Here is a 13,289-nt window from a genome sequence, read left to right on the forward strand (position 1 = left end):
AAGAGGTCCCATATAGGGACTGGGGATTACCTAGCCCTGCCAAAAAGGGCGTTCGATCTCTCGTCTGGCCTGATAATTAGTCAGGCCCACATCCTTCAGCAGCCTGTCATCGAGATTGGACAAGTTAATTCGGCTGCGGCGTTGCCGCTCCCATTTTGTGACCGTCGCCGCAAACCGCACGGCCAGTGCGGCAATCAGCGGCAGCCGGGGGCTGTCGTTAAGCGCTATCAGGGCGGGGTTGTGCATTGCGCGTGTCATCTTGGGGTTCCCTTCAAATTGTATTGACACAAACGTAATATGTTCGGTATGAACACTTGATACATTCAGAATTGTGCTGCAATCAAAGGAAGAATTGTAATGGATACAATTTGGCCAGAGTCACTGCCTAAATCCAAAGGGCCAAAATATACACTGGTCGCCGATACAATTCGAAAAGCTATAGATAACAATCTTTTGGAAGTCGGTACAAAGCTGCCGCCGGTACGGGAACTTGCCTATAGGTTACAAATCACACCGGGCACCGTTGCGCGCGCCTATACAATACTCACAGACGAAGGTCTGCTCAGCGCCGAAGTAGGACGTGGTACATTTGTGGCCCCGCCCAAGGCGCCTCTGCTCGATGATGTCTGGGCTCGGCAACTTCATCTCAGAGATGACAAATATGAAGCCAATGTCAGCCTGTTCAGCCCAAGGCTCGCCGATATGGGGCAGGTGGCCCTGATCCGCGAATGTATGCAGAAAGTGGCACAATCCGATCCACGCCTGTTTATGAACTATCCAACCCGCGATGCGTATAAACCTATGCGACAGGCTGTTGTAGATTGGCTTTCCGATTTGCCATTGGGACCAATTTCGCAGGACGATATCGTTCTGACCCACGGCGGACAAAACGGCCTTTGCCTTGTATTTCAGACAATATTACGCGGACCAAAGCCGATCGTTCTGGTTGAGGATCTGTCATACGCGGGGTTCCGACGCGCCGGTGAGTTGATGCGTGCAGAGGTCGTTGGCGTAAAGATGGACAAATGGGGCGTGGATCCCAACGCTATGGAGCATGTCCTTCGCCAGTCGGCGGCGCAGGCCATATGTGTCTCACCCGAGGTTCAAAATCCGACCGGCTCACATACGCCACTGGAACGCCGCAAAGAAGTTGTGGAAATCGCGCGGCGGTTTGGCGTCCAGATAATCGAAGACGACTGCTACCGCATGGGTGATGCAAGAGCGCCCAGCTATCGCGCCCTGGCGCCGGAAAGGGGATGGCATGTGTCGTCGATCTCGAAGATCTTGACGCCCGCACTGCGTGTCGGGTTTGCCATAGCGCCGCGCGAGCGCAGCGTTGATCTGCGCCGTTCAGCGGAATATGGCTATTTTGGCCTTGCTCAGCCGCTTGCCGAACTGGCGCGGCTGATGTTGTCTGATCCGCGGACGCGCCAAATCGCAAAAGATGTCCGGACCCGGATGGGGGAATATGTGCGCGTGGCCGTAAACGCCCTGGGTGGGTTCGACCTGAACTGGGCCTCAGATGTACCTTTTGTCTGGCTGAACTTGCCTTCTGGTTGGCGAGCGGCTGCGTTCAGCCGCGCAGCCGAGCGAGAGGGAATTCAACTGCGGTCTGCCGATGAGTTTGCTTTGCGTGACGGGCGCGCGCCCAATGCGGTGCGCATTGCCATGAACGGGCATGTATCGTTGGATCAATTCGAGGACGCAATGCAGCGTCTCAGGCGTTTGCTGGATAATCCACCCGAACAGATTTCGGTGTAAGGGGACGCTTAATGGATATTCGGGAAATGCGGGACAGGGGATTTGTCGTCACACCGATGCTCAAAAGTGACTTCGAAGACCTGCACCTTGCAGCCAGCGATCCGTTGATTTGGGCCGGGCATCCCGCCAAATCCCGCCATCAGAAAGAAGTTTTCGCCCCTTATTTCGATTTTCTGTTGAGCGCAGGTGGGTCAGTGACAGTACGCGAAGAGGCGACAGGCCGGGTCATCGGGTGCTCTCGCTATTATGAGCCTCCCGAAGTTCCCGGGGGCATCGGCATCGGATACAGCTTTATCACCCGTGATCACTGGGGCGGAGCCAGCAATCGGGCGATCAAATCGCTGATGGTAAATCAGGTGTTCGGCGAACTGGATGAGGTCTGGTTTCATATCGACCCAACCAACTTGCGATCACAAAAAGGGACCGCGAAACTTGGGGCGCGGTACGTTGATACCCGGCAACTTGTTCTTGGTACCGGGGCTGGGCAGTGGATGCGTTGGGTATTGACGGAAAAAGATTGGCAAAAACATGGGGTAAAATAATACCTATTTTGTAATACATTGTTTTTGCTAAGTTAAAACTGATTTGCGTGTATTGACCCGCCTTTCGCGTGGGTTTAAACCCCATCCATCGAATTCGGACCGCTCCGTATGGGGGCGGTCTTTCACATCAAACAGGACTATCCTGCCATGAAAACCTTTTCTGCAACACCTGCAGACATCGACAAGAAATGGATCCTGATCGACGCCGAGGGCGTTGTTCTGGGCCGTCTTGCCTCGATCGTCGCCATGCGTCTGCGTGGCAAGCACAAAGCGTCGTTCACCCCGAACATGGACATGGGCGACAATGTCATCGTGATCAACGCTGACAAAATCCAGATGACCGGCAAGAAGCGCGAAGAGAACTTCTACTGGCACACTGGCCACCCGGGCGGCATCAAGTCGCGCACCAAGCAGCAGATCCTCGAGGGCAAATACCCCGAGCGCGTCGTGACCCAGGCGGTCAAGCGCATGCTGCCGGGCAACCGCCTATCGCGTCAGGTTATGACCAACCTGCGTGTTTATGCCGGTGCCGAGCATCCCCATGAGGCGCAAGCGCCCGAAGTTCTGGATGTTGCATCCATGAACAAGAAAAACACCCGGAGCTAATGACCATGGCTGATCAGATCAATACTCTCGAAGAGCTGAGCGCCGTAGCAGGCGTTGAAGTTGTGGCCGAAGAAGTCATCGTGCGTGAACCCGTACGCGACGAACTGGGTCGTGCCTATGCCACCGGCAAGCGTAAAGACGCTGTTGCCCGCGTTTGGATCAAGCCGGGTTCCGGTAAGGTCACCGTGAACGGCAAAGACCAGGACGTGTACTTTGCACGCCCCGTTCTGCAGCTGATCCTGCGCCAGCCGTTTCAGGTTGCCGGCGTAGAAGGTGAGTTCGACGTTGTTGCAACCGTCAAAGGCGGTGGCCTGACCGGTCAGGCCGGTGCGGTCAAGCACGGCGTCTCGAAAGCGCTGCAACTGTACGATCCGTCGCTGCGTGGCGCACTGAAAGCCGCTGGTTTCCTGACCCGCGACAGCCGCGTTGTGGAACGTAAGAAATACGGTAAGCGCAAAGCGCGTCGTTCGTTCCAGTTCTCCAAGCGTTAATCGCTGGCACGAACCTTCAAGACTGTTTCAAACGGCCGCACAATGTTGCGGCCGTTTTTCTTTTGTTGATTGGGATTTGGTTTGCCGAATCTGTTTTCGAACTCAGCCAGCTGCTTTGGTTTCGATCAGCGGGGCCAGAATCTGGAACATGAAATCAGACAGAACCCTGTTGCCGTCGGCATTCAGATGACCATCGTATCTGAAATACAGATCTTTACCTGTGGAGCTGTATTCTTCGGTGAGGTAGGGCAACGCTTCGTGCCACTGAAATCCTTGCTCGGCCACCACACCCTCCATCAGGCGGTCGGGTAGGCCGGGATCAACCTCGGGATCAGAAGATGTTTTTGCGGCCTGGAGAACCTGAAACAACTGTGGGACAGACACGACCACAAGCTCGGATCCCTGCGACTGCGTGAAGGTGGCCATGCGGGTAAACACCTCCTTTGTCGTCTCGACTTTGGCCTGAAACAGCTCGCTCATCGGGGTGGTGAAAAACGCCTTTCGCGGCGTCATCAGGTACAGTTGGGTATAGCTCTGATCGTTGGCCATCAGCATTCGCTTTAACATCGTGACCGAGTGCAGCGAGGATTTCTTGATATTCCCGGACCCCACAACCGAGCTGACATCGCTGTAAGCGACATCAACGCCATCAACGGTCCGAATAGGCTCATTTGCAAACATATCGTTGGGAAGAAAGGTCACCAGCACAATATCGGGGTTATATTTTTCGCTTAACCGCTCAAGATACAGCGCCTGTTGAGATGTGTTATATCCCGGCACGCCTGCGTTGATCAGCTGCACAGACATGCCTTCATCCAGGAATTTCTGGGCCAAAAGTTCAGGCCAGATATCGCCCAGCTCGTTTGAAGCGCCGAAGGTAAATGAATCCCCCAGCAGCAGGATCTTGATGGTGCTTCCATCGTCTGCGGTATTGGCTGGAAAACGCGTTTCACGAAACCCGTTTTCGTCGACTTTATACTCGACCGTGAACTCTGGTGCATTGATGGCGACGACAGTGTTTGGCCTGTTCGTATGCCCGACGACCGGGTCCTTCAATCCAAGTGGACCGCCCTCTGGATATGTTGTCAGAACGCCTTGTGGTGACAGCCAACGGATGCCCAGCTCCACACCAGCAAGAAGCGTTGCAGAGATCATCACGATGATCAGAAAGTTCAGAATTTTTGACCGCATTTTTTATCTAACTACCTAGAATACCATTTACTGAATTGGTCCCGTTTTCGTGGTAATGACAAGGACGCACAAAACACATTTCTGAATGTTGAGATTAACAGCCTGCACACGTCAAGCGTGAGACGAAAAGAAAGTCGCTCCAACACGGATTTGTCAGTCCGTTTCACGTCCTAAAGCCTGTTGAGCCAAAGTAAGGAATTTCTGCCGAGTCTGGTCGATCTTTCGTTTGTTCAGGCTTGGGAACCACCTGCGAACTGGGATCGCCTGCTTATTTCCGAAACTGTCTATCCAGACCCATCGTCCTGAGCCGTCGGCCAGCGTCTGATAGACGATGTTGCCGGGGTTCTGGTTACTGACCAAAACGTTCTCTTTGACCAAAATATCAAAATGCGCGTTCAACGAATCCAAGTGATGCGGCTTAAGGCGACGGCTTTGGACCAAGCCAATAAGGCTGGGCGATAGCTGTCCGTCAGGCTCGGAAATCCGCTCGTACATAAGCGCCAGACCCAGGTCCGTCTGAACCACACCTCGCACCTCACATACGGGGATAGGGGCAGCGGATTTCTGGTGACGCACCATAAGATCAAACGACTCGTGAAACTCGCGCAGAAATCCTTTGAACGCCGTCGAGCGTCGAAACATCCGATCAAACCAGGTATCCGTCACAAGATGAGCTTCGTCATCTATCGTCTGAGGTTGCGGGATCTTCAGCAGAGTGTCCGGCAGATCAGGGTGTTGATAGACAAATTGCCGATTACCCTGCGCGATGATCTTACGATCTTTCAACGATAACAGATTTTCGATTCGAGTTTTTTCCATTTCGCCTAACTATAGTGGTTTTGCATTGGAACCAATTATCCGCAGGTGGATAGCCCAAAACAAAATGAAAAAGCCGTCCGTATTGGAACGGACGGCTCATGGTTTCTAACGCCTGAATGCTGATCAAACTCTGTTTTTCAGACGTTACTCTTCGTGGACCAGCTTCCAAGCACCGTTTTCAACAACGCTCACAAACACCGTGTCGGCACCTTGGTGGTCGTCCGGCGAAAACGAGATGTGATTTCCAACCAGTTCGTCGTTGTAGTCGAGTGTCTCCATCGCAGCGATAAAACTGTCATGAGTCAGATCGGGGCCGGCGGCGTCCAGCGCCTTAACCATCATTTCAGCCGCAGAATAGCCCAACATCGCAAATCCAACGGGGTCTTCGCCTGTTGCAGCCTTATACTCTTCGATGAAGGCTGCAGGGGCCGGTTGATCCGCGCGGGCCCACAAGTCCAGCCATGAGGCGGCGGCATAAAAACCATCCGTCACGCCACCCGGCACCTGGGCAACGACGGTCAGGAAGCTGGCTGATGTTCCCAAGAATTTCATATCCGTTAGACCCATCTTTTTGGCGGTGCCAACCACGGTGATCGCCTGCCGAACCCCAAGGGCCATGGTGACGATGTCGCAGCCTTCATCTCTGAGCTTGCTCAGAGAGCCCACGAAATCGGTCTCATCGGGCTTGTGGGTGGTTTCTGTGCCAAATCCGATCCCAGCCTCTTCGGCACCCGCCTTGCTGCCTTCCAGAATCTCCTCGCCGAAATCGGTGGGCAGATACATGGTGCAGACTGTTTGCGATCCGAATTCGCCGGCCAGATAGTTCACGCCAACACGCGCCTGATCGAAATAGGTGGAAAAGGACGTGAATTTGTTGCGCACTGGTTCTTGCAGCATTTTCTGCGACGACGTCAAAGGCGCGACATTCGGAATGCCCTTGGGATCCAGCAGTTTGAATCCGGCCAGGTTCATCGGCGTACCCAGAGATTGCAACATCGCAAACACCTTGTCGCGGTTCAGCAACTTGTTGTAGCCCTGCATCGCGCGCGGCATCTGATAGCCATTATCCTCAACCACAAAACGGATGGTCCGACCGTGAACACCACCTGCAGCGTTCACGCGGTCGAACACCACATTGGCGCCTTTGGTGGCTGGGACACCAACAGCGGCGAAGATACCGCTCAGATCATTTACCGAGCCGATTACGATCTCATCATCCGTAACACCCTGTGTCTGGGCGCTGGAGAGCGTCGCGACAGCCGTCAAAACTGTGGCAGCGGACAGCCGTTTAATCAGATTCCTCATTACAATCCTCCCTTTGGATAACGTTTTGTCTAATTGTACATGTCTTCAATAAGATGTTCGTGTTTCTTTTCCACAAAGCTGCGCTTGAGCTTCATTGTGGCCGTCAGTTCGTCATCATCTGCCGTCAGCAGAACATCTATCAGGCGGAAATCCTTGATCTGCTCAACCCTTGCGAAATCCTTGTTTGCGGCACCCACTTCGTCTTTGATCTGGTCCCGAACCTCGGTGGAGGCACAAAGAGAGGCGAAATTCGAGAAGGGGACCTTTCGATCCTGCGCAAATTTCTCCACGTTTTCCTGATCAATCATGATTAGTGCAGTCAGGAACTTGCGCTTATCGCCAATTACAACTGCGTCCGAGATAAAGGGGCTGAACTTGAGACGGCTTTCAATCTCGGCCGGGGCTATATTTTTGCCGCCCGCCGTGATGATAAGATCTTTGAGGCGACCCGTAATGGTCACGAAACCGTCTTGGTCGATCTCGCCCATATCACCAGTACGCAACCAACCATCGGCAGTGAAAGTCTCGGCTGTTTTGGCGTTGTTTCGCCAGTAACCCTGAAAGATGTTCAACCCTTTAAGCTGAATCTCTCCGCCTTCGGAAATACGGACGTCATTGACCGGCACAGCCTTTCCAATGGTTCCGATCCTGTTGTTTCCAAGTGTATTCAATGTCGCCAGGCCCGATGTTTCGGTCATACCAAAACCTTCGACCAGAGGTACACCAATGGCCCAGTACCATTTCAGCAAGTCCGCCGAAATCGGAGCGGCGCCGCTTCCACCGCGCCGCATATTGTCCAACCCCAGCATCCGGCGCAGGTTACGCAGAACCAAACGGTCCCAAAGCCAGTACTGCGCGGCAACACTGGCCGGGACCGGCTTGCCCGCCAGGATATATTCGGCACGTGCCAGACCCGCCTTTACCGCCATTCCAAAGGCCGCGCGCCCGGTCGAGGTTGCATCCTGGGCCATGATCTGAACCTGAGAATAGATCTTTTCCCATACACGCGGGACCGCCGTAAACGTCGAAGGAGAAACCTCTTGCAGATTTGCGAAAACAGTCTCGGGGCTTTCGGCAAAGTTGACGACAGATTTCGTTGCCAGCGGGAAATATATGGAAACATCACGCTCGAGGATGTGGCAGAGCGGCAAAAAGCACAGCTGTTCATCTGTTTCCAATGCGGGCAAGGAATGGGCGCCGGCTTCGATTGCGGCCAGGATGTTCTCGTGGCTCAGCATTGCGCCTTTTGGCATGCCGGTCGTGCCGGACGTATAGACAAGAAGGGCGGTATCCTGCGGGGATGCAAGCGCGATTTCGGCGTCAAAGCGGTTCGGCTCTTCACGCTCGGTTTGCTGACCTAGCTCATAAAGATCGCCGATCAACATGCAGCGGTCATGGTCCAGGTCATGCAGACCTTCATCCTCAAGGATGATAACCTTCAAAAGATTGGAAAGATCACCTTCGACCTCAAGGAACTTGTCCAACTGCTCTTCATTTTCGACCACCAGAAAACGGCTGTCACTGTCATTGATCAGATATTTCAGTTGCGCGGCCGAATCCGTCGTATAGATGCCCGAGGCGATCCCCCCGACGCCCTGAATGCCCATATCGAACCAAGCCCATTCTTTTCGGTCCTCGGACAGGATCGATACGACCTCACCGCGTTTCAAACCGAGCTTTTGCAGGGCGAGGCCTATCCATTTCGCGTGCTGCCAGTAATCCGCCCAGGAATAGGATTTCCAGATACCGAAATCCTTTTCACGATGCGCCGTACGCGCGCTCAAATCGGCACAACGCTTTTGAAATAGTTGCCCGATGGTTGTGCATTCATCTACATAGACCGGTCGCTGACCGGGATTTGCGTTGTACTGAACACCGTTGATCATAATCTGAGAGGGCAGGGTGCTTATATTCATGCTGCTCACCTCCACGTCTTCTTGCGTTTCCAGCGACGGTTTTCACGCGAACCTTCTTCCTGCACGCCCAGATAGAAATTCTGGATGTCTTCTGACTGCATCAGCTCATCCGCGGGGCCATCCATGACGATGCGCCCGACCTCCATGACATAGCCGTGATGCGCCAGTTCCAGCGCAGCATTGGCGTTCTGTTCAACCAGCATCATCGTCATGTTCTGTTCATCATTCAGGCGCTTCAGGATTCCGAAAATCTCTTGCACAAGCAAAGGAGACAGGCCCAGCGAGGGCTCGTCCAGTAACATGATCCTTGGATTTGCCATCAACCCCCTCCCGATTGCCAACATCTGTTGTTGGCCTCCGGATAAGGTCCCCGCCTCTTGATTGCGGCGTTCTTTCAGGATCGGGAAGTATGAAAAAACCAGATCGCGATCATGATCAATTTGCCCCCGGTCCGACGAGGTATAGGCCCCGAGACTCAGGTTCTCCTCCACGGTCAAAAGGGGGAATACTTCGCGCCCTTCGGGTACGTGGACGACGCCTTTCTGCACGACTTTATGCGGCTCGGCCCCTTGAATTTCGACCCCGTCAAAGCTGATCTTGCCCTTTTCCGGGTCCATTACGCCGGACACGGTTTTCATCAATGTAGTCTTGCCGGCCCCATTGGCCCCAAGGATCGACACGATTTTACCCGGATGAACATCCAGCGACACGCCCCGGATTGCCATGATTGGCCCGTAAAAACTTTCGACATTGCGAATGGTCAGGATCGGATCGTTCATGAAACTTTCCCCAGATAGGCCTCAACCACTGCCGGGTGTGACTGTACCTGCGCAGGGGTTCCCAGTGCGAGCATTGCCCCATCCGCCATTGCAAGGACCCGATCCGAGACGCCCGAAACCAAAGCCATGTCATGTTCGACCATCAGCACCGTAATCCCCATCTGCCGCCGGATATCGTCTATCCACCAGCGCATATCGGTCGTTTCCTCGACCGACAGCCCCGAGGCCGGTTCATCCAGCAGTAACAACTTGGGATCGGTGGCCAGGGCGCGGGCAACTTCAACCACTTTGCGCACACCGTAAGGTAGGCCTGATATCATCTTGTCGCGATAGGCCTGCAGATCAAGAAAATCGATGATTTCTTCAACCTTTTCACGGTTTTCGATCTCTTGCCGCCGGGCCGACGGCAGGAACAGCACCTCGGATAAAAGTTTTGTCTTGCGGTGCCGATGTCGCCCGACCAGCAGGTTCTGCAGAACAGTGGCGTGTTCGAACAGTTCGATATTCTGAAACGTCCGCGCAACACCAAAAGCTGCAACGCCGGACGGTTTCACCTGCAGCAAGTTATGCCCGTCATACCGGATTGAACCCTCTTTTGGTTCATAAAAGCGCGAGATCAGATTGAAAACGGTCGATTTACCCGCGCCGTTGGGGCCGACTATGGCAAAAACCTCGCCGTCTTCGACCGAAAAGGACAGGTCGTTCACAGCCGTCACGCCACCAAATTTCAAGGTGACATTCTTAAATTCAAGCAGGCTCATCTCAGACGCTCCGTCTTGAGATAGGATTTCTGACGTTTGAACATGTCCTTGCGATAGAAGGGAAACAGTTCGAACCATGTCCGGATCTTCAGCCAACGTCCATACATCCCCATGGGTTCAAACAGGATAAAGGCGATCAGGATCATGCCGAAGATACCAAATTCCAATCCCGGAATTGCGACGGTGCTGCCCCCGAAAACTGCGCCGACATACTCTTTTGCGATCGACAAAAATTGCGGCAGAAACCCAATGACGACAGCACCCAGGAATGCCCCGTGGATTGAGCCCAGACCACCGATCACGATCATCATCAGCAACTGAATTGAGATTAGGACGCTGAATGTCTCGTTATTGAACGCGCCCGAGAACATCCCCATCAGAGCACCCGCCCAGCCGGTCACAGCGCAGGACAGGGCAAATGAGATCATCTTGGTCTGCGCAATATCAACACCCATCGCCTGGGCCGAGACCTCAGAATCTCGCACGGCGATGAAACTGCGCCCAAGCGGTGCGCGCAGCAGGTTGATATAGCCCAGAGTGACCAGAACCGCGACTGCAAGCACCAGCCAGAAGAATTGGACCGGCGTAGCCCAGCGATCGACCATGAATCCAAATATCTCGACCCCGCCGATATATTTACCGGCGACCCCGCCGGTGATCGGCTCGGCCAGGACAATCACGTCATCCATCAGGATCGACAGGGCCATGGTAAAGATTGCCAGGTAGATACCGTGAAGGCGCAGGGCCGGGATAGCAACGGTCACCCCTGCTATCCCGGTCAGGATACCGGCGATCGGGAAGGCCAGCAGGAATGGCAAGCCTGCCTCAATCAAGATGATATTCGCATAGCACCCAAAAGCCAGAAAAGCCGCATGCCCAAGGCTGACCTGTCCGGTATGGCCGGTCAGTATCATCAACCCAAGACCTGCAATCGCCCAGATTAGAACATTTGTCAGCTCACCCAGATAGAATGCGTCCAACCACAACGGAGCAGCGATCACGACGCCTAGAAGGATCAGGTATAGGCTCAGTTGATACCGGTCTTTCCAAGGCCGGATATCTTGCATGTAACTGGTCTTGAAAATGATCCGCATCGCTTAAACCTTTTTGACCCTAACTTGGCTGAACAGCCCATTGGGGCGAAAGATAAGGACAGCCAACAACAGCGCATAAGGTGCAATCTGACTGTACCCAGCAGCGATATAGCGACTGGCAAACGGTTCGATTACGCCAACGATCAAACCTCCGGCCAATGCTCCAGGTAAACTTCCGAATCCGCCAATGACCGCAGCGGCGAAGGCCTTAATGCCCAGAAGTCCGGTTGCCGGGTCCACGGATCCTTTGGCGGCAAACAAAATGCCTGCGATACCCGCAACCACGCCGGCCAACGCCCAGATGAAACCCTGCACACGTTTTACCGGGATACCCATATAATAGGCCGCCAGCTGATTTTGTGAGGCACCCTGCATTGCAAGCCCAAGCTTGGTACGACTGAAGAACTGGTACAGCCCCCAGGTCAGCAGAACGGTAACGACAATAACCGCCACGTCCTCCATCCCCAGTACAAGGCCACCAAAACGCACTTCTTTTCCGGCCAGTGGATTCTGCAGCGTCTGCGGTTCGTGCCCCCAAATCAGACCAGCGACAAATCGGATTACAAAGCCCAGGGCGATGGTCAGAATGACCACAGCCGTCTGGCTTTCCCCGAAAAGTCGCCGAATGATCAACCGGTCCAGCAAGTACCCCAGCACGCCCATGATCCCCAACGAGATCGGCAAGGCCAGCCAAAAAGGCAGCCCTATATATTCGGCATTTGTAAGCCCGATGGTAACAAAGGCGCCCAGCATCATGAGGTCACCCTGTGCGAAATTCACTGCCTCGGTCGCCTTGTAAATCAGAACAAATCCGAGCGCGATCAGCCCATAGACACAGCCATTCGCCAGCCCGCTAATCAGCAGCTGCGCATTATCCAAACTCACCTCCCTATACCGGTTGCTCCGGGTTCATTTAGATCCCGGGCCTCCTCCTTAGCCCGGGGTTTGTACTACTATGGCGTGATAATTACCTTTCCGTCACTCTTTTGCAGCGCATCAACCAGCCCGGACATAACATTTTTTAATGTAAGCTTTTCAGAAACATCTGTTTTCCAACGCCCGTCCGCAAAGCGTGCCTGAACCTCGGCAACGACACGTACCACATCTTCGCGAGGCGTCGCTGTCATCCATTGTGTCAGCCAAAACCCTTCGATTTTCTTACCCATAAAGATGAGCTGTCCTGTCTGCGTTAGTTTGGGCAGTTCAGGGCTGAGCTTGCCATAACACACCCAGCGCGCACCTTTCGGCATCGCACAGAAAATCTGTTCGGAAATCTGGTCGGCGACGGCATCCAAAAAGACCCGAGGTTTAAGCTCTTTGCTAAGCGCTGCGAATTTCTGCAGCATGTCGGGGTCTGATGTCACCAGCACCTCATGCGCGCCCAGCTCTTTCAATGCAGCAACGGTCTCAGCGCGTCTCACGATTGCAATCGGCTTGAGCCCAAGATCGCGACCGAGGCTGCACATAAGCTTGCCCAACTGACTGGTTGCGGCAGATACGATAAAAGCATCTCCGGCCTGACGCGCCAGATCGACCATCGCCATGGCCGTCATCGGGTTCACAATCTGTGCTGACCCATCGTCATCCGAGATATCCGGGCGCAGTGGAATACACATTTGTGCATCGGTCAGAGCGTACTCGGCCCAGGCACCGGAATGAGTGGCCATGAATGCCACGCGCTGTCCCTGCAAACCCTCGGCTCCGGCCCCGGTGGCGATGACGTCTCCACATCCCTCAAACCCGGCCGGAGACCCCTTTACCCTAGGCTGCCCGTATTCACCCTTGATAAAATGCAGATCGGACGGATTAACCGATGACGCCCTCAGGCGGATCAGAACCTGTCCTGCGCCCGGCTCGGGCACAGGCATTTCCGTTTCGGCCAGCCAATCAGACGCATTTTGGATGCTGGGACCAGTGGCTTTGCCCGAATACCCATGATGAGTTTGAACGATCGCAAACATGGAAGTGGGAAGGGGGGTCATGAGCGTACCTTTTCTGAACGATAGGAAACTGTCGGGTCCTGC

The 13,289-nt window shown here is 54.2% G+C and carries 14 protein-coding genes; 4 read left to right on the forward strand and 10 right to left on the reverse strand.

The window, feature by feature from the left end:
• Window positions 1-30 precede the first annotated feature (30 nt).
• Entirely contained in the window at window positions 31-258 is a 228-nt protein-coding gene (locus AC2FH8_RS02345; RefSeq protein WP_142633870.1) for a DUF1127 domain-containing protein, read from the reverse strand.
• A 99-nt stretch (window positions 259-357) separates the two neighbouring features.
• On the opposite strand from AC2FH8_RS02345, the gene AC2FH8_RS02350 reads away from it, so the two are divergent.
• The 4 genes from AC2FH8_RS02350 (at window position 358) to rpsI (ending at window position 3,400) form a co-directional block, all read left to right on the forward strand.
• Window positions 358-1,761 (forward strand): aminotransferase-like domain-containing protein, encoded by a 1,404-nt coding sequence (locus tag AC2FH8_RS02350; RefSeq protein WP_496688042.1) that lies wholly within the window; start codon window positions 358-360, stop codon window positions 1,759-1,761.
• Window positions 1,762-1,772: 11 nt separating this feature from the next.
• On the forward strand, window positions 1,773-2,303 hold the full coding sequence (locus AC2FH8_RS02355; RefSeq protein ID WP_496688045.1) for a GNAT family N-acetyltransferase: 531 nt from the start codon (window positions 1,773-1,775) through the stop codon (window positions 2,301-2,303).
• 147 nt (window positions 2,304-2,450) lie between these two features.
• On the forward strand, window positions 2,451-2,909 hold the full coding sequence (gene rplM / locus AC2FH8_RS02360) for a 50S ribosomal protein L13 (protein WP_113790645.1): 459 nt from the start codon (window positions 2,451-2,453) through the stop codon (window positions 2,907-2,909).
• A gap of 5 nt (window positions 2,910-2,914) precedes the next feature.
• The gene (gene rpsI, locus AC2FH8_RS02365; RefSeq protein WP_271947073.1) at window positions 2,915-3,400 is read left to right on the forward strand and encodes a 30S ribosomal protein S9; all 486 of its coding nucleotides are present in this window, start codon (window positions 2,915-2,917) and stop codon (window positions 3,398-3,400) included.
• A 102-nt stretch (window positions 3,401-3,502) separates the two neighbouring features.
• Here the strand turns inward: rpsI and AC2FH8_RS02370 are convergent, their stop codons facing one another.
• From AC2FH8_RS02370 to AC2FH8_RS02410, 9 genes are all read right to left on the reverse strand, one after another.
• Complete coding sequence (locus AC2FH8_RS02370) at window positions 3,503-4,591, reverse strand: SGNH/GDSL hydrolase family protein (protein ID WP_496688048.1); 1,089 nt, start codon at window positions 4,589-4,591, stop codon at window positions 3,503-3,505.
• 153 nt (window positions 4,592-4,744) lie between these two features.
• On the reverse strand, window positions 4,745-5,410 hold the full coding sequence (locus AC2FH8_RS02375; RefSeq protein ID WP_281994629.1) for a YrbL family protein: 666 nt from the start codon (window positions 5,408-5,410) through the stop codon (window positions 4,745-4,747).
• 144 nt (window positions 5,411-5,554) lie between these two features.
• A complete protein-coding gene (locus tag AC2FH8_RS02380) occupies window positions 5,555-6,715 on the reverse strand; it encodes an ABC transporter substrate-binding protein (protein WP_496688051.1) in 1,161 nt (386 codons plus the stop codon).
• 29 nt (window positions 6,716-6,744) lie between these two features.
• Entirely contained in the window at window positions 6,745-8,631 is a 1,887-nt protein-coding gene (locus tag AC2FH8_RS02385) for an AMP-dependent synthetase/ligase (RefSeq protein ID WP_496688054.1), read from the reverse strand.
• A 5-nt stretch (window positions 8,632-8,636) separates the two neighbouring features.
• On the reverse strand, window positions 8,637-9,410 hold the full coding sequence (locus tag AC2FH8_RS02390; RefSeq protein WP_496688057.1) for an ABC transporter ATP-binding protein: 774 nt from the start codon (window positions 9,408-9,410) through the stop codon (window positions 8,637-8,639).
• Window positions 9,407-10,171, reverse strand: coding sequence for an ABC transporter ATP-binding protein (locus AC2FH8_RS02395; protein ID WP_496688060.1), 765 nt, complete (start codon window positions 10,169-10,171; stop codon window positions 9,407-9,409). Before AC2FH8_RS02395 ends, AC2FH8_RS02390 begins: the two co-directional genes overlap by 4 nt.
• Window positions 10,168-11,265: a branched-chain amino acid ABC transporter permease gene (locus AC2FH8_RS02400; protein ID WP_496688062.1), complete on the reverse strand. Its 1,098-nt coding sequence runs from the start codon at window positions 11,263-11,265 to the stop codon at window positions 10,168-10,170. Before AC2FH8_RS02400 ends, AC2FH8_RS02395 begins: the two co-directional genes overlap by 4 nt.
• 3 nt (window positions 11,266-11,268) lie before the next feature.
• Window positions 11,269-12,144, reverse strand: a complete 876-nt coding sequence (locus tag AC2FH8_RS02405) for a branched-chain amino acid ABC transporter permease (protein ID WP_496688065.1) — start codon at window positions 12,142-12,144, stop codon at window positions 11,269-11,271.
• Window positions 12,145-12,218: 74 nt separating this feature from the next.
• A complete protein-coding gene (locus AC2FH8_RS02410; RefSeq protein ID WP_496688068.1) occupies window positions 12,219-13,247 on the reverse strand; it encodes a zinc-binding dehydrogenase in 1,029 nt (342 codons plus the stop codon).
• Window positions 13,248-13,289 lie beyond the last annotated feature (42 nt).

Source organism: Ruegeria sp. CDSC025 (genome assembly GCF_059610805.1).